The sequence below is a fragment of the Planctomycetaceae bacterium genome (genome assembly GCA_041398785.1).
Taxonomy (GTDB): domain Bacteria; phylum Planctomycetota; class Planctomycetia; order Planctomycetales; family Planctomycetaceae; genus JAWKUA01.
In genome coordinates this window covers 336,170-361,070 of sequence record JAWKUA010000003.1, presented here as the reverse complement: position 1 = coordinate 361,070, position 24,901 = coordinate 336,170, and the positions used below count along the sequence as shown (strand labels likewise).

The following is a 24,901-nucleotide window of genomic DNA, read 5'->3' as shown; positions in this document are numbered from 1 at the left end:
GCGACTAGTTGAGTCAAGAAGTTCCTGACCCTGCCCGCGATCCATCCGCAGACGTTTCAGCAAAGTGGAAACAACCGATACCGACGCGTCATCCGGAGGTCCGTTCCCGACGCAGCATGGTCAAGCCCGGATCAATCCGCGTCCGGGATGCTGACTTCTTCTGCTTATCGAACGGCCGGGCATTTCAGATTGACCTCCCCGGCAGAATGACCGATCAGCCCGTCAATGCAGGCGGTTTGTGATGTCCCCGCTGCAGCAATCGCACCGACTTCATCGATTGACCGGCCTACCGCACGGACTCCAGAAACGGCAGCACAACATTCAGCAGCGGCTGAGTCGCCGTCCAGTGAATTCCATGGGGAGCACCGGGAAACGCCACACGCAGAACCCGGTCATTCAATGCCAGGACATATTCTGCGTCGGCCCTCGTCAGCATTCCACCGGCTGCTTCATCGGCGTGAAGAATCAGAGCCGGGCATTTCAGAGCCTGAAAAACGTCATCGACGGAAAAACCTTCGAGCCAGGTTGATGTCAGAATCGGTTCCAGCACCGCGGGATCCAGCCGCTTCAGGCTGCTGGCGGCAAATCGCAGTTGAGCCGCATCGCGGGTGTCTCCGATGCGTAACGACGTTCCCGTTGCGGGATCCTGATAGGTAGTGTCGGCGAGTTCCCTGGCCATCACATCGACGGGAAGTCGGCTGCCGGCGAACTTGCCGACCTGCGTGAAATAACTCAGCAGCGACGTTTCACCGATGCGGGTGCCCATCGTCTGCAGCGGCGGATCTTCCATGACCAGGGCGGAGACATGCTCACCCAGCCGGGCCGCGACACCGGCTGCCGTCATCGCTCCCAGTGAATGCCCGTAAATCATCAGCGGGCCCGGAATACAGGCGTGGATCAGTTCACAAATGTCATCGACGTAGTTGACGACGCGGTAGCCTCCGGTCGCCCGATCCGATTCGCCGTGGCCTCGCAAATCCACCAGCATCAGTCGACATCGCTGCGCCAATGCGGCCGTGACGGGAAGAAACGTCTGCCATCGCCGCGTGACACCGTGCAGCATCAACAGCGTCGGTTCACTTGAAGCTGTTGCGGGTGTGGACGCCGTCGACAGAGCCACGTCTCCGATTTTCGTCATCGCAATGGTGAAGCTCATCGCTGCAGTCCGCGTAGTTGGAAACTGATTGCGGGAATTCATCGCCTGGCAAAGCGTTGTCATCCTGGCCGCGACTTGCAATCCAACGAGGCGGTTTTTCAGAGGCCGTTGTGAGAATCCTGCCAGCGACGATCAATCCTCCGCACCTTCGCCGGAATCCGTCGTGCAGTAATGCGAAGGTTCTCGTCCGCCAAAACACTTCATACCGATCATCGCGAATTTTCCGGTCAGTCCTTGCATGCACATTCAGCGTCGGATAGAGGTATGACCCCCGGCAGCCGATCAGCCACAGGGCCCAACATTGGGTTGACGCACGTCTCGGGTTTTCCTGGTCCGAAGTGCCGGATCGCAAAGGCTGATTCTCCTTCTGAGCATGTGCTGCATGCGGTATTCCGAGGTCATTCACGATTCGAAGACGCGGCGGTATGTCGCGCGTCAACCTGTGAACCGCAAACCGTTTCGTCGCGGCTTCACGATCGTCGAACTCTTGACCACGATCGCGATCATCTCGGTGCTGATCGGACTTTTGCTGCCTGCCGTCCAGCAGGCGCGCGAAGCCGCCCGGCGTACTCAGTGCCAGAATCAACTGCGGCAAATCGGACTGGCGCTGCACATGTATCACGACAGCGTTCGAGTGCTTCCGCCCGCGTATCCGGGAGGATTTCAGTTGCATCTGGACGGCAAGCGCTGGGGGTGGGGAACTTTTCTTCTTCCGTATCTCGAACAGGCCCCGCTGTATGCAGAACTGGATCCTGATCATCGTGAACTGTTTCATGTTGTTTTCGACAACCACCGACGGCATCTGCTGCAGACCGTCATTCCCACGTACCTGTGTCCCTCCGATCCGTCTGAGGTGATCGCTGACCGGAATCATGACTTCACCGGCCCGACTTCAATTGGCGGCGCGGTCGCCTTCCACCTGAATCACCTGGGCTTTCGCGGTGCGACATCGAACTATGTGGCGAACTTTGGATCGTCATGGCGTCCGAATTACGGAATCTGGAGCGCCGATGAACTGCGGGGCAACGGAGTCATGGGCTGCAACACGGCGGTTCGGTTTGTTGACATCACTGACGGGACGAGCCAGACATTCGCCGTCGGCGAGCGAACCTATGCCAACCACGCATCGGTCTGGTGCGGCGTTGAGGAATGGGATCAGTGCAGTTCCTTCGGCGTCCCCATGGTGGCCGGTACGGCGTACTTTGACCTGAATCAGCCGGCTTCTGCATACCCCTACACCTGTGACGGCCAGGGTGCCGCAGGTTTCAGCAGTTCCCACGCCGGCGGGGCGAACTTCCTGCTTTGCGACGGATCTGTTCGTTTCGTCAGTGACAGTATCGAGTCGCGCAATTCAGACCAGATTGGAAAAAGCAAAGCGCCGATTGGACTCTTCCAGCGACTGGCCAATGCCAGAGACCAGCTTGTCGTGGGAGAGTTCTGACACCATGCCCGATCGCTTCTGCTGCCTGCCCGCCGCTGTGCGGGGGACACTGGTCCTGCTGTTTGCACTACAAGTCATCTTTGCCGCCATTGGCTGTTCAAAGGATGATGAGCAGCATGTGCATGAACCCGGCACGCACGGCGGGATCATCGTGTCGGTCGGTCAGGACCACTATCACGCCGAAGCTCTGTTTTCCGAAGGGAAACTGCGACTTTACATGCTGGACCAGGACCAGGCGAAAGTCATTGATATCGAACAACAGGAACTGCAGGCGTTTCTGCGACCGTTTGGCGACGCTCAGAGCTATCCGATCACGCTGATTCCGGAGCCACAGGAAGGAGACGGTCCGGATCGGACATCGCTTTTTGTGGGGACGCTTCCGTCGGGCATGAAGGCCGGGCAGTTGCTGGTCAACGTGCCGATGATCCGGATCAACGGCGAACGGTATCGGTTTTCGTTCGCGACAGCCGAACCTGTAATGCCTGCGAAGGTCACCAGCGACGCCGAAAGGCAACTCTATCTGACACCCGGAGGCCGATACACTGATGCTGATATCGCCGCGAATGGTTCCGTCACCGCTTCGGAGAAATTCGCAGACTTCGTCTCATCGCATGACATGCACCCGGAACCAGGAGCAAGAATCTGCCCCATCACCAACACCGTCGCCAATCCCGACTGTGGCTGGATTATTGGCGGACAGGAATACCTCTTCTGCTGCCCTCCATGCGTCGACGAATTTCTGAAACGGGCCAAGGAGGAACCGGAGTCCGTCCTGGATGCGGCTGCATACGTCAAGTAGGCAGATGCTTTTGACATCGTACGGACTGTCCACACAAAAACACAAATCCGCCTGATTGCTTAACGACATTCGGCGTGCTGCAACAAATTGTCTGACACCCTGAGAATACGCCTCAACGTAATTCGTCCTTGCTTTCGTTCGTTCTTGAGAAGGGTTGTCCATGACATTGCTGACATTGCTGACGTCATCCGCTCGGATGTCGAAGTTCTGCCGTGGTTCGCGGAGCCGGGTTGGCCTCCGACGCTTTCGGTCCCGACGGGAAGCCGTCGGAATTCGGCAAATTGAACGGTTTGAAGATAGGTCACTGCTGTCGAGCGTCGGCACGCTGGCCGACGTTCCGCTGCCGGTTCCCAAGCCGCCATCAAAGAGTGACAGCGGTGGAATGTATCTCGCGTCTACTGACGGGCCGCAACTGTACGCAACCGTCGACTTTGAGTTGTTTGATGGTGTCACGGCACCCTCACTTCCAGGCGGCTGGACGTCGACGACGACAAATGCCAACAACTGGGTGACGGTGGCGACGGGCAGTGACTCCGCCCCCAATCATGCGTTTGTTGCCGACATCGCATCGACCAGCGACAACCGGCTGACATCGCCATCGTTCGCGGTATCCGCGGCCAATGGACGTCTGAGCTTTCGGAACTCCTACGCAACTGAAGCCAACTACGACGGCGGGGTCCTGGAGATCTCAGTTAGCGGCGGAAGTTTCACGGACATCATTTCCGCCGGCGGAACGTTTGTCAGCAACGGGTATGTGGGTGTAATCGATTCCGGTTTTGGAAACCCGCTGGCTGGCCGAGATTCCTGGAACGGGAATTCCGGCGGTTATCTTTCCACCGTCGTCGACCTTCCCACTGCGGCATACGGACAGAATGCTCAGTTACGATGGAGAATGGGGACCGACAGTTCGGTCTCAGCGACCGGATGGAGAATCGACACCATTCGGCTCAGCGACGTACCGGATCCGCCGACCGAGGACTTCGGCGACGCCCCGGCACCGTATCCCGTCACATTGGCGGAAAACGGTGCGCGCCACACCGCTGGAGCATTATTCCTTGGAGACTCGATCGATGTGGAAGCTGACGGAACGCATAGCTCTACGGCCGCCACAGATGGCGCCGATGAAGATGGTGTCGTCTTCGCCACCGGCATTGATCCGGGTGAGTCCGAAACGATTCAGGTCACGGCATCACTCGGAGGCGGCCTTCTGAATGCGTGGATCGACTGGAACGCGGATGGCGACTGGACCGATTCCGGAGAACAGATCTTCACCGACCAGTCGCTGTCGGCCGGTGTGAATTCTCTGACGGTCAACGTCCCGGCGGGTGCGGTTATTGGCCAAAGCTTCGGACGTTTTCGAATCAGCACGGCGAGCGGCACCGGCATCACAGGAGCCGCAGCGGACGGTGAGGTCGAGGACTATGCGGTCAATATTGGTCTGCGTCGCCTGAACTGGGTGAATCGCGGGCTGGCGTCAGACCGATTCGATTCCACTTTCGGCACGGACGCAGCCCTTGCGCGGGGCGTGGTGGACGCCGTGTTCGCTTCGTGGGAACGCGTCATCACTGACCTCAATCACGCCGGTTTTGGTGGTCCCGGTCAAATCAACATTACTGTGTCGATGGCTGCGTCCGGAACGGGATTCGGAGCATCCGCCGGTGCGTCCTTCCAAGACGGTTATCCGACGTCCGGAAATGTGACCGTCAGCCGGGGGAATGACACGACGGGCGACGGACTGGGTGATGGAGGCGGCTTCTTCCTCGACCCGACTCCGATGGACTGGTCGGAATTCCAGGGCAATCCCACCGGTGGCGCGTTTATGGCGTTCGCTCATGCCGGCAGCCCGGCTGCCGGAAAGTCCGACCTGTTTACGCTCGTGAATGCGGAAATCACGCATTCCATCGGCCTGTTTCTTTCGCCCGCCCGAATGAACAGTCCCAATAACGGCACTGTCACCAACACGGGAATCGCGGACCAGTCAGAAGGCGGCGGCGTCGGGAACTATTGGGTCTTTGACGGTCCCAGTGTGACTCACCTGATGACCAGCAACAACGGCGGTGGCGGTGGAAACGACTTTGGTCAGGTTGTCCACAGCGCCGGCAAGCCCGGGTCCGGCACCAATCAGCCGGTAACATTCAATAGCGCGTATCGCGGCACTCGCAATCTTGTGGGCACTGACGATCCTGGCAATGCGATTTACGCATTCGGCCAGCGCACGCTGGTGAACGACGTTTTGGCGCTCGTGTTTCAGGATGTTTACGACTACTCCATCGTCATGCCGCAGACATTCGGCACGACGTATGCCTTTCTGGATGAGGCAGCCGGAGAACTTATTGTCCGCGGCGGATTGGGAGGAAGCGCGGACGTGATTGATGTTGCCATGGACGGATCGGATATCGTCGTTTCTGTGGACATCGGCAACGACGTTGCCGGTACCGGTCCGAATGGCGACGCATCGGATCTCCCGGCGTTCGTCAGCCGATTTCCCGCGGCGGCGATATCAGCGATTACGATCAACGCCGGAGACGGGAACGATACGATCACGGTGGCACCGCAGGTTGGGATACCGATTGCGATCAACGGCGGAAGCCCCGTGTTTCCGAACGGCGGAATCGGAGACCACCTGAGCTTCGATCTTGCAGGAGTTTCCGGTGTCGTCTTCACGGACAACGGCAACGGCACCGGATCGCTCACTTCCTCAAGTCACGCTGCGGTCACATGGTCAGAAATCGAGATTGTCGATGCACCGCTGGCACCTCCGCTGCAGGTGACCGAAGTGAAAGTCAGTTCGTCTTCGTGGAACGACGACTTTCGCGATGCAGCGGATGGCGAAACTGTCGGCTCCGGACTTGGTCAGGGCTTTTCCATTCCGACAGGATCGGCGGCACAGATCACGCCGCTGCCGTGGGGAAATATCAACCGCCTGATTGTGACGTTCACGGAATCCGTCGACGACGCGACTGTGATCGAAAACGGCAACGTAATCCTGCATGGAGTGAACTCGTCGCCTTCAATCAGTCTGATCACCGTAGTCGGCAACCAGATGGTCATTGACCTGACCGCGACACTGCCGGTTGACGCGCTGCGACTGGAAATCCAGGACACCGTACTGAGCCTTGCCGGAGAGCCTCTTGACGGCGATTTTGTCAATTCCGTCGACACGCTCACTTCGGGCGGCCCTGCCCCGGTGGGTGATCCGGCCAACGACTTCAATTTTCATCTGGTGACAAATCGAGGCGACGCAAATCGCAGTGGACTGGTCAATATCAGTGACGCGGTACTCGTCTTTCAGAATTTCCTGGCTCAGCCGGGGGGCGCAGGCTATTCGATGTTTGCCGATATGAACGGCGATGCGATTCTGAATATCAGTGACGCGGTGATCGTGTTCCAGAACTTCCTGGCGATGCCCCCCGCGTCGTTTCCGGGATTGTTTTCTTCAAGCTCCGGTTACGTGACGCCGCCGGTGCTGCCGCCGTCGGTAATCCCCGCCAATAGCTCTTCTGCGACGATGAGCCCGAACCGGTACGCATCGGCGCCATCGGGTACTCAGTCGGCCACAGGCATGACGTCAGGCAGCATGAGACCTGTCGCTGGCGACCTGAAGGTGCTGGATGATGTCCTGGCTGACTCCGTCGGCGAACTGCTGACAGTGTAGCCGGACGTCCGGTGCTGGGTCTCTGCGCGACGAACCCGGTTGGGAACAACCAACCGGGAATGTCGCGCGACATGACGACTGGTCGGCGCGTTACGCCTTGAAGATCTTTGCTCGGCCTTCCCGAACGTTTTTCGTGGCGTTGCGAGTGTCCAGGATCATTCGGGAGTGCTTCACGATGAAGTCATAGTCGTAGGCCGAGTGATCGGTCGCAATCAGAACGCAATCCTGGGAGGCCAGAAACTCGGGTGTCAATTCCGTGCTTGACATTTCCGGCACGTCGTGATGCCGCATCCTGGGCAGCGACGGAATGTGCGGATCGTTGTACGTCAGTCTCACGCCGCGTTCCATCAGCAGTTCCATCAGTTCGAACGAAGGACTTTCGCGCGGATCGTCGACGTCTTTCTTGTAGGCCATTCCCAGCAGGCAAATGCGGCTGCCTTTAAGCGGTTTTCCGACTTCGTTCAGGAATTCCGCCAGTTGCGAAATCACGTATCTGGGCATGACGGCGTTCACTTCGCCGGCAAGTTCAATGAATCGAGTGGACATTCCCTGGCGGCGCGCAAGCCACGACAGGTAGAACGGGTCGATGGGAATGCAGTGGCCTCCCAGGCCAGGACCCGGATAGAACGCCTGGAACCCGAAGGGTTTAGTTTTCGCCGCGTCGACGACGGCCCAGACATCAATGCCCATCCGGTCAAACAGCGTCTTCAGTTCATTGACCAGTGCGATGTTGACAGCGCGATAGGTGTTTTCAAGGATCTTGCAGGCTTCCGCGATTTCGCAACTGGTGACCGGAATGACCTGAACGATTGCGTGAGAATACAGCCTGCAGGCCAGGTCGCAGCTCTGCTCGTCAGCTCCTCCGACAACCTTGGGAATTCCGGCAGCGGAATAGTCCGCATTGCCCGGATCTTCCCGTTCCGGGCTGTAGGCCACAAAATAGTCTTCGCCGCATTTGAGTCCGGCGGGATTGGAATCCAGGATCGGGATCATCACATCGCGCGTGGTTGTGGGGTACGTCGTGCTCTCCAGAATCACCAATTGGCCTGGCCGCAGCGTCTTTGCGATTGCTCTTGCGGTGCCTTCGACATAGGCAAGATCCGGATCGCGGCTATCGTTCAGCGGCGTCGGGACACAGATCAGCAGTGCGTCAGCTTCGTCCAGCCGAGACATGTCAGCCGTGGGTTCCAGCACATCCCTCTGAATCCAGCCTGCGATGGTCTCGCCCGCGATGTGTTTGATGTAGCTGCGACCGGCTTTCAGTGCGTCGACCTTTTTCTTGTCGACGTCGTAGCCGATGCATTTCAGACCGGCGTTCGTGAACGCGCTGATCAGCGGAAGTCCGACGTACCCAAGTCCGATCACGCCAACTTTCGCCGTTTTGCTTTCGATCTTCTCCAACAGCGCTGCGGCCGTGGAATTTGCTTCGATGGTTTGACTCATGCCTGATCTCTCTTCGTTTGTGGACCGCCGCGGAACTGGGAGGCGGACGGAATGTTCATGACTATGGCAACGAATTGACGAGAATCAACGGTCTGACCTGCGATTCCCGCGAATTCGATTGGCGAGATGTTCCGTCAGATTGCTTCTCTGGCTTTTCGCTTTTCGGCGACGAGCCGGAGGTATTCGCCGTATTCATTCCTGTAGCCGTCGGCGAGCGCCAGCAACTGCCCGCGATCGATGAATCCGCGGATGTAGGCGATTTCTTCCGGGCAGGAGATTTTCAGCCCCATTCGTTTTTCGATGGCGGCAACGAAATTCCCGGCGTCCAGAAGGGAATCGTGCGTTCCCGTATCCAGCCATGCGAACCCGCGAGAAAGGGGCTCCACCTGCAGAGTTCCGCGGCGGAGGTACTCCCGGTTGACATCCGTGATTTCCAGCTCTCCGCGGGGCGACGGCTTCAGATTTCGTGAGATTTCCACGACATCGTTGTCGTAGAAGTACAATCCCGGGATTGCGAAGCTTGATTTCGGTTCGGCGGGCTTTTCCTCCAGTGAGACGGCTTTGCCGTCGGCGTCGAATTCGACGACGCCGTACTGTCTGGCGTCGCGCACTTCATATCCAAAAATCGTGGCTCCGGTCTTCAGCGACGCGGCACTGGCAAGGATCTGCTGGAATCCGCGGCCGTAGAAGATGTTGTCACCAAGCACCAGCGAAACATGGCTGTCGCCAACAAAGTCGGCTCCCAGAATGAATGCCTGAGCAAGTCCTTCCGGATTGGGCTGCGTCACATAACGAAACGACATTCCCCACTGCGAACCGTCCCCCAGCAGTTTTTCGAAACCGCTGATATCACGTGGCGACGAAATCACCAGAACCTGCTGAATTCCCGCCAGCATGAGCGTTGACAGCGGATAGTAGATCATCGGCTTGTCGTAGACCGGTGCCATCTGCTTGCTGATGCCAAGTGTCAGCGGAAACAGTCGCGACCCGGTGCCCCCGGCAAGGATGATTCCTTTGGAAAAATAGCTCATCGTGATTTGAGTCCTGGCAATCCGGGAAGAGTCAGACGACGCCGAGGCGTTCCCGCTGGTAGGCTCCGGACTGGACGCGTGCGATCCATTCGGGATTGTCCAGATACCAGCGGACGGTTTCTTCAATCCCGGAGTTGAAGTCTTTCCGGGGAGACCAGTTGAGTTCACGCCTGATCTTCGATGCATCAATCGCGTACCGCCGGTCGTGGCCGGGACGATCCCTGACATACGTGATCAGCGAACGGCACGGCGCGTGGCTCAGTCCCGGCTGCAGTCGATCGACAGTGTCGCAGATTGTGTTCACGATGTTGATGTTTGTCTGTTCGTTGTTGCCGCCGACGTTGTAGCACTCACCCACGCGGCCGTTCGACAGGACAGCTTCAATCGCGGAACAGTGGTCCTCAACAAACAGCCAGTCACGCACATTCAGGCCGTCTCCGTAGACGGGAAGTGGTTTGCCTTCCAGCGCATTCAGGATCATCAGAGGGATGAGTTTTTCGGGAAACTGAAACGGACCGTAGTTATTGCTGCAGTTCGTGATGACGGTCGGCAATCCGTAGGTATGCAGGTAGGCTCTGACAAAATGATCGGAAGCAGCCTTGGAAGCTGAATACGGGCTGTTCGGGGAATACGGAGTTTCTTCCGTGAACAGACCGGTATCGCCGAGCGACCCGTAGACTTCATCCGTCGACACATGCAAGAACCGAAAACGGTCGCGGTCACTGCCGCTCAGCGATCCGTAGTACCGGCGAACTTCCTCCAGCAACCGGCAGGTTCCAAGAACGTTCGTTTCCACAAACTCCAGAGGTCCGTCGATGGAGCGGTCGACGTGCGATTCGGCTGCGAAATTGACGATCGCAGCGGGACGGTGAGTCTCCAGCAGCTCGCGCACCAGACTGCTGTCGCCGATATCACCTTCGACCAGCAAATGCTTGTCCGGGCCGCAGTCCGGCAGTGAATCGGGATTTCCGGCGTACGTCAGCTTGTCCAGATTGATGATTCTGGTGTCGCCGCGATCTACCGCGCGGCGAACAAAGCAGCTTCCGATGAAGCCTGCTCCACCAGTGACGAGTAGCGTATGCATCATGTTGTGGCGTTGATTCGAAGTAGCGGGTGAAGTATCGCGACGACCGTGTTCCGGACCTGACGGAATCAGGAACAGGTGAGATTATGACCGCCAACCGGCCTCGCGAAACAAAGGACTGAGAATTATCCGGGAAAATCCGCCGGCGCAGTGACCGGAAGTGCCGCTGGTCTCAGCCGGAAGTGCTCTGTGGATCCGCCTGCGGATCGGAATCCTTCCTTCGGGAAACCGGCCACGCGGCGATTAGCGTCGCCGCCAGGGCCGCGGAAAGATGCGCTTCGTTGGCGAGTCGCGAAAGGTTGTGCAGGCGCATGAATTCCTGAGTCCGTGCCTGGCCGGGAGGGACAATCAGTGCCTGAAGCGGCCGGTAGACGAAAAAGTAATCAGCGCAGAACAGAACACCCGAAAGCACCAGGAATGCCAGAATCAAAATGACCCGGCGACGGACGCCGGCAGTGCTCACCAAGATCGCGGCGCCACATGCCATCGCGGCCGCAATGTGCACGGCAAAGCCAAAGTCGTAGTAATACGGAAAACGGATCGTTGCCAACTGGTCGCGAGTCGTGGAGTTGATATTCGGCGATGTCTGTTCGGCCACGCTGGTCATCACGTACAGAACTGCGGCTCCGATCCATGCCGCCAGGATGATCCGCAGGCACATCAGCAGAAAATGGGAAGTAAGATCCTGAAGTCGTGACATTTCAGTTCCGGCAGGGGGAATCGTGGCGGCGGCGACTGCGTGATGGGAATAATCGGCGGCGCTGGCTGTCAATTCCGCCGACGTGAGTGCTGCATTAAGCGATCAGCATCGCATCGCCGTAGCTGTAAAAGCGATAGCGCTGTTCGACGGCAACGCGATAAGCTTCCATTATCAGATCGTATCCGGCAAGCGCGGCGACAAGCACGATGAGCGTCGAACCGGGCAGGTGAAAATTCGTCAGCAGCCGGTCAATGACCTGGAAGCGAAACCCCGGTTGAATAAACAGGTCTGTCCGTCCCTGCCACTCGGACAGTGATCCCGTTTCGGCGACCGCGGCTTCGAGAGTCCGTACGGTGGTTGTTCCAACCGCCGTCACGAGATGTCCGGCGGCTTTCGTGTTGAGAACATCGGCGGCGGTTTGGCCGGGAACCCGGCACCATTCGAAATGCATTCGATGATCGCTGAGTTTTTCGGTGCTGACCGGCCGAAACGTGCCGATTCCGACATGCAGCGTCACGTAACTTTCCTCAATGCCGTGTTGAGCGCACGACGCAAGCAACTCAGGAGTAAAATGCAGTCCCGCGGTCGGGGCCGCGATGGCCCCCGGTTCCTGCGCAAAGACCGTCTGGTAGCGATCGCGATCTTCTGCGCTGGCTATGCTGCGACCGATGTAGGGCGGCAGCGGCAGCGTTCCGAAGCTTTCCAGAATCTCGAAAGACGCTCCGCTCGGACAAGGCGACGCGATCCAGGTTCCGTCGTCGCATTGTTCTTCCAGCAGAAGCTGCAGCGACCGGCTGCGGGCAGCGTGATGGTCCGCCGGTTCGATTGTCAGGCTTTCGCCGGCTCGAAGCCTGCCGCGCGTTTGTCCCGTAATTCGCCAGCGACGGTCGGGCAGTTCTTCCAGGAACAGGCCTTCCCAGCGGCCCTTTGTCGAAGTTCGAAATCCGAGCAAACGCGCTTGCAGCACTTTCGTATCGTTGAAGACCAGGCGGTCTCCCGGCTGCAGAAGTTCCGGCAGGTCTCGTATCCGGTGATGCGAAATCTTCTGCGTCTGAGTGTCCACAAGCATCAGGCGTGCGTCGTCGCGGCGAGCGGCCGGGCGCGTGGCGATCAGGTGTTCGGGCAGGTCGTACTGCCAGGCGGAAATATCGTTCAGATCGGGTGCTGACATGCGGCTGACGGAGATCCGATGCGGCTGCGAAGTTGAGCCCGCCGAACAGTCTCGCGGATGTCGCCTGCTCGACATCTCATCCGTGAAGCGTACAACTCACGGAAAGAAGCTCATTGACGGAGGGCGACAACGCGGAAGTCTGCTGCGATGCGGGATGCGTGGCGTCGTTCGCGGGCGAAGTGTGACGTCGCAATTCGCCAACATCCACCGTCAATACGTCGAATCGGCGACAGATGCAGAATTCAGACGCGAACTCTGACGTGAATTCCCCGTCGCAGACTTCATCAAAGCGGCTCGTTTTCTGCATTACGGAACTCGACCCCGGCGGGGCCGAAAAGGCTCTGGTGCGAATCGCCGTCGGACTGAAGGATCTGGGCTGGGACGTGTCCGTCGTCAGTCTGCGCGATGCCGGAGTGATGGCACAGCCGCTGCATGCCGCGGGGATCCCCGTGACTGCGCTCAAGTGCGGTTGGTTCGGCGACGTCCGGGCCGTCTACCGGCTGACTCGCCATTTGATAGCTTCGCCTCCGGAGATCCTGCTTTGCTTTCTGCACCAGGCGAACATTGTCGGTCGAATCGTCGGTCGCTGGCTGAAGCTCCCCCGCGTGGTGTCCGGAATTCGCGTTGCCGATTCGCGTCGCTGGATTATCTGGTCGGACCGGCTGACGCGTCGGCTCGTCGATCACTATGTCGCCGTGAGTGATGCCGTCGCGGAACTTCATTCACGTCTGTGCGGCATTCCGTCGTCGAAGATTTCTGCGATTCCAAATGGAGTCGACCTTCCGGCTGAGCCGTCTCGCCGCGTTGTCCTGGGTTCACCAAGTAGCTTTCGGATTCTGTACGTCGGGCGTCTGACGGCTCAGAAGTCGCCGCAGACACTTGTTGAGGCATTCTGCCGACTGTCTGACGGCGTGCGGACGGCGACCACGCTTGACTTCATCGGCGACGGTCCGCAGCGATCGGCGATGACGCGGCTGATCCAACAGCGTGGATTGAGCGATCGTGTGCGGCTGCTCGGACATCGCGATGACGTTGCCGATTTTTTGCAGGCCGCGGATCTGCTGGTGCTTCCTTCGATTTGGGAAGGGCTGCCCAACGTTGTTCTGGAAGCGATGGCTCACCGGCTGCCGGTTGTGGCTTCAGATGTCGACGGTGTGCGCGATCTGATTCGGGACAAAGACACTGGCTGGCTGGTTCCGCCCGGACAACCTGATGACCTTGCGGCCACGATCACGCAGGTGCTTCAGTCGCCTCAGCTTCGTGCGGAAGTTGCTGAGAATGCATTTGCGATGGTGAAGGAAAACTTCACCTGGGACGCCGCGATCCGGAAATACGACGGACTGCTTTGTCGGCTGATGAAGTCCGACTGACCGGTGCGTTGCAGTCAGAATCCCGCTGGTTTTCCGCCCTTTCGAGGATCGCTGCCTCCCGTCAGACCCGACGCGTCGCGGGCGGCGGCCTGGGCAGCCGCGAGTCCCGAGCTTCGCTTGACGGCATGGCCTCGCGACTGCAGATCCCGTGCGACAGCATCGGGAATTGCCTCTTCCAGCAGCAATTCATTCGGTGACCACTGGTGATGAAATCGCGGCGTGGCGACGGCCTGATCCGGCGGCATGCCGAACACCACATGATTCAGAATCGACTGCAGCGTTGCAGAAATGATCCGCGGACCGCCGGAGGCTCCGCTGGCGAACACGGCCTGATTGTCAACGACCAGAATCGTGGGAGTCATGCTCGACAGCGGCTTCTTGCCTGCCGCGACGGCGTTTGCATTGCTTTGAATCAGGCCGAAAGCATTCGGCTCACCCGGCCGAGCCGCGAAGTCATCCATTTCATTGTTCAGCACAACACCAAACTCCGGAACCACGACAAAGCTTCCGTATGTCAGGTTGATCGTTTCCGTGCAGGCGACCGCGTTGCCGGCGGCGTCGATGACGGAGAAATGGCTGGTCCCTGCATCGGGTCGATTGAAGAATCGTCCGTACGCTTCCTGCGACAATGTGCGGTTCAGCGTGATCTTTCCAGCCATCCCGCCCGCGTAGTCGGCGTCGAGCAGTCGGCGAACGGGAACGTCCACGAAATCGGAATCACCCAGAAATTCAGCTCGATCCGCAAACGCGTGCTTCATCGCTTCGGTGACGACATGAATGTAGTCCGCCGAGTTCTGATGCAGCGAATTCAGAGACCGACCGGATTCGGTCTCCCAGCGTTCCAGCGTCTGAAGCATCTGCAGCAACGCGACTCCGCCGCTTGACGGGGGCGGCATGGTGACAATATCTGCCCCGCCGAACCGGCGCACCAGCGCGGCGCGCACGACGGGTTGCATGGTTCGCAGATCATCCATTGTCATCGCGCCGCCGTGATTGCGGACAGTGCCCGCAATCGCTTCGGCAACGCGGCCTTCGTAGAACCCGGCTCTTCCTTCCGCTGCAATGATCTGAAGCAGGCGGTGCTGCGGAGAATGGAACCGATCGCCCGCCGACCACAGTTGCCCCCTGTTCAAATACAGCCTTCGCAGCGACGCGAACCGGCTGTCGTAGCCGGCAAACCGATTCAGCTTGCCCAGCGTGTCGTGTTGCGCTTCAACATCGAATTCGTCCACGGCAACTCCTTCGTGAGCCAGGCGAATGGCCGGCGCCAGCAGCGTTGCCAGAGGCAGAGTTCCATAGTGTTCGGCGGCGTAACACAGCCCCGCGACCGTACCGGGAACGGCCACCGCTCGTCCGCCGCGCACGCTGGCGTCTTCCGGCTGCGATGCGGCTCCGTTCTGCGCAAACATCTCGGGCGTGGCAGATGCCGGAGCTCGTTCGCGATAGTCAAGAGCAACGGCCTGGTGTTTTTCGGCATCCCAGATCAGCATGAAACCGCCGCCGCCGATGCCGCAGCTCGCCGGACGAACGACGGAAAGTGCAAACGACGTTGCCACTGCCGCGTCGACGACATTGCCCCCCTGCTGCAGCATTTCGATTCCCGCGGCACTGGCCGCCGGATGGTCAGCCGCCACGACCGCCTGCGGAAAAGTTTGCGGGCTCGCGACGGAAAGTCCCGGAAGCAGCAGCAACGCGGTTACAACGGCATGACGAATCGCGAACATGATGTTACTTTCGATTTGTTGCAGACCACCGACCGAACCGTGATCGGTCAGCAGCCGTTGACGAATTCCCGGCGTTATTCCTGATGCGGAGTCGCCGGTTCTGTACGCGACAGGCTGACCATTCGGCTATACCCCGAGCGGGGCAATTTGAGGTATTCTGGCTCGCGGCATGAAGAAGTGCGAAAAGTATCAGCGTTCGCCGCGGCCAGTATAAATCAGCTCTCCGCTGCGAATCAGCATGTCACGGATTTCCGCAGCCAGAAAAATCGAACCGGCCACGCAGATCAATCCGCCTTTGTCGGCGAGTCGACGAGCCTCCGCCAGGGCCGCTTCGGGGTTTGGTGATTCAGAAATTTCGGCCGCGAAGTTCAAGGTGCCCCGCGAAGGCAGCAGCGATCGAAGTCTGGCAGGTGACGCACTGCGGGGATTGGTTTCAAAGCGTGTCAGGATGACATCGTCAAAGGCAGTGACCACCTGATTCAGCATTCCGGCCGCGTCCTTGTCTTTGCTCGCGGCAAAAATCAGCACTCGTCTGCGTGACTGCCACGATGGCGACTCCAGCGTCGCCAGCAGCGCCTCAATCGCATCCGGATTATGGGCCGCGTCCAGGATGATCGTCGGCTGCGTCTTGATGACTTCAAACCGCAGCGGCCAGCGTGTCGCGGCAAGACCCGCGCGGATTGTGGCCGGCGTGATGCGATCGTCGGTCTCACTCAGCGTTGAGACAGCGGCAACCGCCAGTGCAGCATTGCGAAGCTGGTGTTTGCCGATCAGCGGAACCGTCAGGTCGTCGTAACGCCAGTGACCGGTGTTCACCGACAGTTTCCCGGAACCGGGTGATTCTGATTGACTGAAGCCGATCCGGATATCGCGCCCCAGCAGCCGGAAATCGCAGCCGAGTTCCGCCGCTTTGGATTCGATGACTTCCCGTGCCTCCCGCCGGTTGACTCCACAGATGACCGGTACGCCGGTCTTAATGATTCCCGCTTTCTCCGCAGCGATCTGCTGATGAGTGTTGCCGAGGATGTGTGTGTGATCCAGGCCGATCGTCGTGAACACCGTCACCAGCGGGTGGCAGACGTTGGTGCAGTCCAGGCGGCCTCCGAGTCCGGTTTCCAGAACGGCCGTTTCGATGTGCTGGTCATCAAAGTACATCCACGCCAGCATTGTGGCGACTTCGAAGTACGTGGGGCCGCCTTCGGCCGCTCCTGTGTGATCCGACTGCAAAATGGCTGCCAGCCGCGCGACAAGGTCCGTCATTTCCGATTCGTCTGGAACCCGTCCGTCGACCTGCATGCGTTCTTCGAACCGATGGATATGAGGCGACGTGTACAGCCCCGTTCGAATTCCGGAGGCTCGCAGCATCGAGTCAATCATCGCAGCTGTGGAGCCCTTGCCCTTGGTTCCTGCGATGTGGATCGCCGGAATGCGGTCCTGCGGCGAGTTAATCAGCGACAGCAGCCGGCGAATTCGGTCCAGCCGAAAATGGTTCGACGACCGGCGCGGCCGGATTTGTTCGTAATTGATACGACCGTAAATCCAGCGAACGGCATCGTCATACGATTCAATGGCGGTCGGAAGCGGCTTGTCCATTGCATGCAGGCTACCGGCTGTACCATCCGCAAATCGCTGTTACCTGCTGCATCCGGGCCAGGATTCGGACGCGATTCAGTGCGGATCTCAGACCCAGCGCCGGTGAATACCCGAAGTTGTGATCCGTTGTTGCCAGGGCCGCCTGCGCGTCCTGCAGTTCGATCCGGGAATCGCCGCGTCTGGCCGCTCGCAACACCGCCAGCCAAAGCGTAATCGGATACATCAGGGCGAGACTTTGGAAGCCTTCCAGCAGCGGCGTATCGTAATGAGCCGGGCCGCAAAAATGTATTCCCTGAATCTTGACGCGAAAATACCTTGTGAAGAGTTCATCAACATCGGGACGACGGCAACTGAACGGCGCTTCAAGATCTGCGAACGAAGGTCGGCGGGACGGCTGTTGGCTGCGACGCGACTCCGCTGGTGTCGAAGGCACCGCCTCAGCATCGGATTCTCCCCGCAGATTTCCGCCAAACGCAACTGACACCGATGCAGGTTCCGGCATGAGCGGCACCCTGCCCCGACCGGTTGCGAACCTGACAGCCGTTGCCGCCAGCCGCAGCTTCGTCTTCAATCCTCCGCGCGCGGTCGCTTCCGTATCGTGCCTCGCATACTGAGCGACCATCTGTCGAAACATGGTCCTGGCGGATCGACCAGGTTTCAGAACCGGCAGGTCGTTGTCCGGCTGAGCCTTCCTGGCCGCGGCCAGCAGGCGCGCAAGATAATCGTCCAGCTTCGCACCTCGCACCGTGCTGAATTGTGAGACCTCAACAACTTCCAGCCATGTCAGCACACGCATCAGTCGTACGGCAAAATTAACGGACTCGTCGGCAAACGAATCATCCAGCGCTTTCAGGAAACGGTGGAAGTCCGCCCAGTCGAGTTGCTGGCTTCCATGAATCGCGGGAGGCGCGACGGCCATTTTTTTCCCGGCGATGACCTCCGACGCAACTTGTCGCAATCCGGCGGACTGTCGGGCAACCGGAGTTCCCAGATTCTGGACAACGGACGGGCAACTGAATCGAAGGCTGACTGTGATTTCTTTGCCTGCAGGATGGTACGCGTACGGATACACCCGACATGCGAGTGGCTTTGCTGATTCGCCGAAGTTCGCATGGATGCGGCAAAGTCCGTCTTCGTTCAGAAACACGCAGGCTCCATCAGCCGTGTGAGCAAGGCGATAGCGGCCTCGGGCGATCTTTTGAATGACAGGGCGTTCCATCGAGATCCCGTCCTTCGCCGTCCAGCCCTGCTTTTCAATGCGGCGTTTTTCGACTTCGGTAATCTCAATCAGATGCTCGCGGCAACACCCGCTGCAATTGTGGCAGCTCCAGTTCTGGATAACGGGCAGCTTAAGCGAAGGCTGAGACATGCAGGAAACACGAAGTGATTCGAGGAAGGGAACTTGCCGGCCCGGCAGACAGGGTGGTGCGATGTCGCGGCCGACATTCGGCGACGATCCGCCAGTTGCGGCAAGGCCGGATCAGGGATCTTCTTTGCCGGAGTTTCGCAGCGTTCGAATCCGGTCAACCGTCATTGCCAGCAGCGACAGCACAACAACCGCGACCAGTTCACCCAGCAGCAGCTTGTTCACGTGAGCCTCGAACCATCGCGCTACGGGAGCTCGCGGGTCGCCGAACAGACACGCGATCGTGGCCAGTATTGTCACGACAAACACTGCCGTCGCCGGAACAATGAGGCGAAACAGCAGGCCTGGCGGTGAACCGGGACGTTTCATGGAATCCGCGCTGATAAAGACGTATGGTTTCGCGTACTTCAAAACGGAAGAGCCGCTGGCAGGTATTGGACCGGGTTTTGAAGTGACCCGCAACGTTCCGTCAACGCTGGTCTTTTCAGGCATACTCTGTCGCGGCCCGGACGGCATGGTGTGCGTTCGAAACCGGATCCCGATAGCCGACGGTTCATGTCTCGCAGATTTCTTTCACCGCAGGCGCTCTGGCTGGCACTTTGCTGGCTGTCAGTTCTTGAATTCTGCCGCCGAGCCGAAGCGCAGCGTTTGCGAGCAGTCCTCGACGCAGGTGCCGACGCGCTGGTCTGGGCCACCAGTTTCTGGAGCGTCGAATCGACTCCGCCGACAATTGTCCTGCTGGCGTTGCCGTCGCTGTTTCTGTTCGTCCGGCGACACCAGCGACCACGAACGGCATCGGTCGCAGGTTACGCGGATATGCCTTCCGGACCGTATCTCGCCTCGCTGCGACAGCGAACCGCGTCCGTGGCTGCGGTGTTTCTTATGTCGCTGGTTTGCAGTGTCGCCGTCGGCAGCCGGCCGGTTTCTGTATCGAACGGGTTCAACGCCCAAACAACAGCATTCGCCGACCTGCCGCCCGCCTATCACGATGAGTTCAGCTACCTGCTGCAGGCACGCACATTTCTGGACGGAAGACTTTCGTATCCTCCGGCTGCCGTGCGACCGGATTTGTTCCATCAATTTCACGTCCTGAACGAATATCGCACTGCCAGCCGCTATTTCCCATGGACCGGCATGTGGGTCGCTCCGTTTCTGAAGCTGGAGCACCCGGTCTGGGGACAGTGGCTGGCCGGTGCCCTTTCCGCTGCATTTTTCTATCTGTCGGCAGCTCAGCTTGTTCGGCAGCGAGCCGCTCTGGCCGGAGGGCTGCTGATCGCGGCCAGTCCCGGGCTCGCTGTGTTCAGCAATCTGATCCTGGCACATCACCCGACGATGCTGGCTCTGAGCATTTTTCTGTGGGCTTTTCTGCGAATGTTGCAGGGAGGCGGCTGGCGATTCTCGCTTATCGCTGGCACGGCACTGATGCTCGCAATGCTGGGGCGACCCATGACGGCAGCCGGGTTCGCTCTGCCGTTTGGCCTTCTGTTTGCATGGCGAATGCTCGCTCGATCGTCGAAATCGGATGCCGCGACCAGCGACTCTTTGCGACCATTCCCGAAAGACGACCGCGCGGACGCGGAAATCCGTCGGTCGGCATCCGCAATGAATCTGCCTGTCCTCGCTGCCGGGCTGGCGGTTCCGTTGCTGCTTGGATTCGCGATTCTCGCGCTGTTCAATCACAGCATCACGGGTTCCTGGCTGAAGTCGGCGTATCAGCAGTACACAGACACGTTTACTCCGAGCCATCGCTACGGATTCAACAATGCCGCGGCTGCGGTCGAATCGACAGTTGACACGGTTCGACCGAAAGCGGTTGTCGAATATGACCGCTGGGCCACCAATCTGACTCCCGCCGGTGCAGTCGTGAATGTTCGACATCGCATTGCATCGAGCGCGCAGTGGTCGCTCGGCATCGTGCCGGTGTTGTTCGGCCTGCTAATGACATTGCCGCCGCTGCTGTTCGGGTCGCCCAGCAGAGATGCCTCTGATGCAGCCGAAACCGCGCAGACGGACGGCGGTCTCGTTGTCAGCAGGACCGGAATCCGACTGCTGGCCTGCAGCGTCATCAGTCTGCACCTTGTTCACATCCCGTATTGGTTTGACGGGATCATGCACTGGCACTACGTCTTCGAAACGGCTCCCCTGCTGCTGCTGCTGACGGGAATCGGGTTGACGTACGCGGTCGATATTCTGAAACGTCAGTTGCCGCCGAAGCCAGCGATCGCATGGATGCTGTGCTTCATTGCTTCCGCGCTGCTGCCGGACTGGGTCAGTGTTCCCGAAGTGTGGGGTACTTCAAAGGTCGACGCAGCTGTCAGCGAACTGGCGTACTCAAGAATCCGCATGAAGCAGTTTCAGAATGTGGTCGGCGACGACGCCGTGGCCAAACCGGCGCTGATTCTGGTCGACGAAACGGGTACCGATTTTCAATTGAGCTACATCGTCAATCCACCGGACTACAGCGGTCCCGTCCTTGTTTGCCGCATGCCGGAATCGCCGGAAGAGATCGATGACCTTCAGGCCGCGTTCGCGGATCGCCGTGTCTATGTCTTCGATCCTGTTGCGTTTTCGCTGACCGAAGTGCCGGCAAGATCCAGCCCTTAGAGTTCACGGACTTCGCCAGGCCGGAAGTGGCTCCCCCCAATCCGCACCGGGGGTGTCGGCACCGCCTGATCCGCTCGCCGCCACCGTTATTCCGGCAGTGCCGCCGCAGCGATTGTTCCAATCCGTCCGATGAGCGGATTCACCGATCCCTTTCCGTCGGGATGGACACGATTGCTGAGGAAGATCACGAAAAGCTGCAGTTCCGGATCGATCCACATTCCCGTGCCCGTGAAGCCTCCGTGTCCATACGCGGAACTCGACATCAGGTCGCCGCGATTTGACGAATAGGGCGATCTCATATCCCAGCCGGCCGTTCTCAATCCGGACGAGACTTCGACTCCCGCCGTCATGCGTTCGACCGTTTCCGGCTTCAGCACCTGCACGCCACCCAGGCTGCCCTGATTGAGCATCATCTGTGCGTAGCGCGCCATGTCGCGCGCTGTCGAGAACAACCCGGCGTGTCCGGCGATTCCGCCCAGCGCAAAGGCGCGCGGGTCGTGGACTTCGCCCTGCATCCAATGCCCGTCCCGCTGTTCCGTCGGGGCGGCTCGGGCACGCAACGGCTCCGCAGGCAGAAATCCCGTTTCCGACATCTGCAGCGGTTCGAAAATTGCCCGCTGCGAGTACTCGTGAACGCTGCTGCCGGAAACCCGCTCGACGAGCTCACCAAGCACGATGAAGCCAACGTCCGAGTATCCGAATTTTGTGCCCGGATCACTGATCAGTCCAAGGCTGTGAATTCTTTCGAAGGCGGTGTCCGGTCCGTTCTCGTAGTCACTCATCGCGTTGTCAGGAATCAATCCGCCGGTGTGAGTCAGCAACTGCTGCACGGTGATGGTGTCTTTGCCGCTGCCGGTGAATTCAGGAATGTATGTCGACACCGGAGCATCCAGCTCGACCTGCCCGTCTTCCACCAGCTTCATCACACTGGTGGCTGTGGCCATCGGCTTTGTCAGCGACGCCATGTCGAACACAGTGTCCTTGTCCATCGGCAATGGTTCGGGCTGAAGCTGCCGATGCCCGAACGCTTCGTGGTAGACGATGCTTCCGCGATAGCCGATCAAGATCACGCAGCCGGGCATTCTGTCGCGGGACAACTCCTGCTGCACGATCTCTTCAATGATCTGCAATCGACGGACATTGATTCCGAGGTCCGACGGATTTGCAATCGTCAGTCCCGCGATCGCATCTTCCGCGGCGACCGGTCGGTGATTGCAGCTTGTCAACAGAATGGCGCACAGCGCAACGGGCAGAGTCAGCGTTCTCACAGGCCTATTCCGAAATTCGCGACTAATCCAGCCACTCGTCGTCCGGATCGAATTCCGGAATGACGATGATCAGGACTTTCATTCGTCCGAGCGCCCGGTGACGAACTCCGGGCGGAATGACGATGGCGATGCCCGGACGGACGTCAATCACTTCGTCGTCCAGTTCCATCCTCGCACCGGGACCGCATTCAAGGAAGTAGTAAGTTTCTGTCAGGTTCTTGTGGTAATGCTTCTGAGCGTCGTCGCTGATTTCCGTGACGTGCAGCGAACCCGGAAACGCATCGATTCCATGGAACGCGCGTCGTGCGGTGCCGCAGGGACACGGGACACCGTCAATTTTCGAGAAATCGGCCAGCGTCCACCGCCGTGTTGTCTCTTGTTTCATCATGCAGTGTGTTCGCCTGACAGAGTCAACTGCAGCCTGATGGCATCTCGTCCGACTTCTGACCACGGATACCTGAACCCCGTGTCAGTGTGATTCCGCGCCGCGCGATCTGCAAGCGCGCCGGTCGCTGCACGCTTGACGAGGTTCTGTAAAGAGGTAAAACAAGTACCTCTTTTGCATGGTTGTGAGGCGACTGCCGGGCGTCGAACGCAGACGCGGTGGAAGTCGCCAGTTGATACGGTGCGGCGGGAGTCCGCTCTGTCACTTTTCAGCCCGTTTTTGTTCGGAAGGGTTCGCGATGATGAAGAAGTATGCGGTCGTCCTGTGCTGTGTGGCTGCCGTGGCCGCCGCAGCAATGTACTTCAGTGTCAGTGCCGGTCGTGCTGAGGCCGACGAAAAGGCGGCAGCCGGGAAGCCGGATGCAGCCGCAGTGGAACGTGCTCGCAAGACAACCGCGATGCTCGATAACATCTTCAAACAGACGGTCGTGCTGATCACCGACAAGTATGTTCACGATGAAAACGACTTCGCGGCGGGCAGTGCTGCCGTGGCGCTGTTTGAAAACATTTCAAGTTCCGGTCCCACGAAAGTGCGCCTGATCGATGCCACCGGACAGCCATACGATGAGAAAAACGTCGCCCGCGACGATTTCGAAAAGGCGGGTATCAAGAAGCTGAAGGCGGGGGCGAAGCTTCATGAAGAGGTTGTCAGTACAGACGGGAAGCCGTTCCTTCGCACTGTGACTACCGTCCCGGTCGTCATGGAAAAGTGCGTCATGTGCCACGCCCACTACGCCGAAGTCGAAAAAGGTGCACCGATCGGAGCGATCAGCTACACGATCCCCATCGAATAACGACTCCGCTTGCCGGATTCGTGTCTTACAGACGCCCACAGCCAGCGCCGAGTATTCTCAGCCACGGATGTGGGCGTTTCGACTTTCGTTCCGCGCTTCGACACGTTTGCGGAGTCGCATTGAGGACCCATCCGGGAGTTTGGGGGCGATTGCCCAATCGCGTTTCAGACCCCGCGGGCCGACACAACCTGTGCTGGTGGCGTCAGCCACTGGTCAGGTGCCTAATTCCTGGCAAAAGCCCCGGAGGGGCGATACAGCTTTAGCCGCAGCGGATGTGTCGGCCGTTCAGGCCTGCGGACGCGGAGACGCCGGCTTCCGGAGCCTGCCGGCTCCGGCTGACGTTGTGCCTGCCCTCCGGGCATCAACAACCGGACACGCAGCGTTTGTCGGATCGCAGCGTCAGATCCGATCGAAGTCTCCGCAGGAATGACGGCGAACATCAGCAGACCTTCATCGACCGATCCTTCAGCAACTCCCCCATTCCCCGGAAGCGCCAGTTTCCGCGATGAAATAGACAGCTACTTCTATGCCGCGAGCGGGGCAGAATGCGGCACTCGGGCTCGCGGGAGTAAGAAGAGCGAAAAGTTTCGGCGTCCGCCGCGGCCAGCCAAATCCGCCCTTTTCTCCGCGTTCTGGATTACGCTGACGTTTCGGTCTGTCGCAGGAAATCCGTCACGAATTCCTCTCCTCTGTCTTGTGCTGGATATTTCGTTTCGCGCAGAGCCGACGTTCCGGCCTTCGAAGCATGCTGGCTCCGGCTGTTGTTGTGCCTGCTCTCCCGGTATCCATACTCAGGCTGCTACTTCGGTTCCGACGATGCGGCCGATCTGTTCAACTGGCGGTGCGTTGGTGCGATTTCGGCAAGCGTCACGCTGTTCAGATATTCAAGCTGGATTCGCTCCGCTTCCGCCAGGACGCGTTTCAGCTTGCAGAAGGACTCGATCGCGCAGACGTTTGTCTGATCGATGCAATCCAGAAGGTGCAGGCTGCCCTCAAACCGGGAAATCACGTCGCCGACCAGAATCTGATCCGGCTGTCGGGCGAGTTCAATGCCTCCTCCGACGCCTCGAATGCTTCGCACGAAACCATGCCGCGACAGCAGGTTCACGACTTTCGCGACATGGTGTACGGAGATTCCAAACAGTTGCGAGACTTCGCCGACGGTGGCCCTTGAAGAAACGGCCGCGAGGTACATCAGCGTTCTCAGCGCGTAGTCAGTCTGTGTTGTGAGCTGCATTCGCGACTCCGAAAGTGACAC

General features: G+C 59.1%; 19 protein-coding genes. 6 read left to right on the top strand and 13 right to left on the bottom strand.

What is annotated here, in order from left to right; genetic code table 11:
* Window positions 1-286: 286 nt before the first annotated feature.
* Window positions 287-1,156: an alpha/beta hydrolase gene (locus R3C19_05390; GenBank protein ID MEZ6059776.1), complete on the bottom strand. Its 870-nt coding sequence runs from the start codon at window positions 1,154-1,156 to the stop codon at window positions 287-289.
* Between the two features lie 382 nt (window positions 1,157-1,538).
* Between R3C19_05390 and R3C19_05385 the strand changes: the two genes are divergently transcribed.
* The 3 genes from R3C19_05385 to R3C19_05375 all read left to right on the top strand — a co-directional run bounded on the left by R3C19_05385 (window position 1,539) and on the right by R3C19_05375 (window position 7,051).
* Window positions 1,539-2,597 (top strand): DUF1559 domain-containing protein, encoded by a 1,059-nt coding sequence (locus R3C19_05385; GenBank protein ID MEZ6059775.1) that lies wholly within the window; start codon window positions 1,539-1,541, stop codon window positions 2,595-2,597.
* Window positions 2,598-2,601: 4 nt separating this feature from the next.
* Window positions 2,602-3,396, top strand: a complete 795-nt coding sequence (locus R3C19_05380) for a hypothetical protein (protein MEZ6059774.1) — start codon at window positions 2,602-2,604, stop codon at window positions 3,394-3,396.
* 160 nt (window positions 3,397-3,556) lie between these two features.
* On the top strand, window positions 3,557-7,051 hold the full coding sequence (locus R3C19_05375) for a GEVED domain-containing protein (GenBank protein MEZ6059773.1): 3,495 nt from the start codon (window positions 3,557-3,559) through the stop codon (window positions 7,049-7,051).
* A 90-nt stretch (window positions 7,052-7,141) separates the two neighbouring features.
* Here the strand turns inward: R3C19_05375 and R3C19_05370 are convergent, their stop codons facing one another.
* The 5 genes from R3C19_05370 to queA form a co-directional block, all read right to left on the bottom strand.
* Window positions 7,142-8,494: a nucleotide sugar dehydrogenase gene (locus R3C19_05370; GenBank protein MEZ6059772.1), complete on the bottom strand. Its 1,353-nt coding sequence runs from the start codon at window positions 8,492-8,494 to the stop codon at window positions 7,142-7,144.
* Window positions 8,495-8,628: 134 nt separating this feature from the next.
* A complete protein-coding gene (rfbA, locus tag R3C19_05365) occupies window positions 8,629-9,525 on the bottom strand; it encodes a glucose-1-phosphate thymidylyltransferase RfbA (protein MEZ6059771.1) in 897 nt (298 codons plus the stop codon).
* Between the two features lie 31 nt (window positions 9,526-9,556).
* On the bottom strand, window positions 9,557-10,609 hold the full coding sequence (gene rfbB, locus R3C19_05360; GenBank protein MEZ6059770.1) for a dTDP-glucose 4,6-dehydratase: 1,053 nt from the start codon (window positions 10,607-10,609) through the stop codon (window positions 9,557-9,559).
* Between the two features lie 172 nt (window positions 10,610-10,781).
* Window positions 10,782-11,309, bottom strand: coding sequence for a hypothetical protein (locus tag R3C19_05355; protein MEZ6059769.1), 528 nt, complete (start codon window positions 11,307-11,309; stop codon window positions 10,782-10,784).
* Window positions 11,310-11,403: 94 nt separating this feature from the next.
* Window positions 11,404-12,480: a tRNA preQ1(34) S-adenosylmethionine ribosyltransferase-isomerase QueA gene (queA, locus tag R3C19_05350; GenBank protein ID MEZ6059768.1), complete on the bottom strand. Its 1,077-nt coding sequence runs from the start codon at window positions 12,478-12,480 to the stop codon at window positions 11,404-11,406.
* Between the two features lie 233 nt (window positions 12,481-12,713).
* On the opposite strand from queA, the gene R3C19_05345 reads away from it, so the two are divergent.
* Entirely contained in the window at window positions 12,714-13,850 is a 1,137-nt protein-coding gene (locus tag R3C19_05345) for a glycosyltransferase (protein ID MEZ6059767.1), read from the top strand.
* A 14-nt stretch (window positions 13,851-13,864) separates the two neighbouring features.
* Here the strand turns inward: R3C19_05345 and ggt are convergent, their stop codons facing one another.
* From ggt to R3C19_05325, 4 genes are all read right to left on the bottom strand, one after another.
* On the bottom strand, window positions 13,865-15,574 hold the full coding sequence (gene ggt, locus R3C19_05340; GenBank protein MEZ6059766.1) for a gamma-glutamyltransferase: 1,710 nt from the start codon (window positions 15,572-15,574) through the stop codon (window positions 13,865-13,867).
* Between the two features lie 189 nt (window positions 15,575-15,763).
* The gene (locus R3C19_05335; GenBank protein ID MEZ6059765.1) at window positions 15,764-17,167 is read right to left on the bottom strand and encodes a folylpolyglutamate synthase/dihydrofolate synthase family protein; all 1,404 of its coding nucleotides are present in this window, start codon (window positions 17,165-17,167) and stop codon (window positions 15,764-15,766) included.
* A gap of 10 nt (window positions 17,168-17,177) precedes the next feature.
* Window positions 17,178-18,536 carry a YkgJ family cysteine cluster protein gene (locus tag R3C19_05330; GenBank protein ID MEZ6059764.1) on the bottom strand — a complete coding sequence of 453 codons (1,359 nt, stop codon included), beginning with the start codon at window positions 18,534-18,536 and terminating at the stop codon, window positions 17,178-17,180.
* Window positions 18,537-18,647: 111 nt separating this feature from the next.
* Entirely contained in the window at window positions 18,648-18,902 is a 255-nt protein-coding gene (locus R3C19_05325) for a hypothetical protein (protein MEZ6059763.1), read from the bottom strand.
* Between the two features lie 186 nt (window positions 18,903-19,088).
* Here R3C19_05325 and R3C19_05320 point away from each other — a divergent pair, with 186 nt between their 5' ends.
* The gene (locus R3C19_05320) at window positions 19,089-21,137 is read left to right on the top strand and encodes a glycosyltransferase family 39 protein (GenBank protein ID MEZ6059762.1); all 2,049 of its coding nucleotides are present in this window, start codon (window positions 19,089-19,091) and stop codon (window positions 21,135-21,137) included.
* A gap of 86 nt (window positions 21,138-21,223) precedes the next feature.
* Here the strand turns inward: R3C19_05320 and R3C19_05315 are convergent, their stop codons facing one another.
* Complete coding sequence (locus R3C19_05315; GenBank protein ID MEZ6059761.1) at window positions 21,224-22,405, bottom strand: serine hydrolase domain-containing protein; 1,182 nt, start codon at window positions 22,403-22,405, stop codon at window positions 21,224-21,226.
* Window positions 22,406-22,427: 22 nt separating this feature from the next.
* The gene (locus tag R3C19_05310; protein MEZ6059760.1) at window positions 22,428-22,793 is read right to left on the bottom strand and encodes a cupin domain-containing protein; all 366 of its coding nucleotides are present in this window, start codon (window positions 22,791-22,793) and stop codon (window positions 22,428-22,430) included.
* A gap of 295 nt (window positions 22,794-23,088) precedes the next feature.
* On the opposite strand from R3C19_05310, the gene R3C19_05305 reads away from it, so the two are divergent.
* Window positions 23,089-23,643, top strand: coding sequence for a DUF3365 domain-containing protein (locus R3C19_05305; protein MEZ6059759.1), 555 nt, complete (start codon window positions 23,089-23,091; stop codon window positions 23,641-23,643).
* Window positions 23,644-24,442: 799 nt separating this feature from the next.
* Here the strand turns inward: R3C19_05305 and R3C19_05300 are convergent.
* Complete coding sequence (locus R3C19_05300) at window positions 24,443-24,880, bottom strand: Rrf2 family transcriptional regulator (GenBank protein ID MEZ6059758.1); 438 nt, start codon at window positions 24,878-24,880, stop codon at window positions 24,443-24,445.
* Window positions 24,881-24,901: the final 21 nt, after the last annotated feature.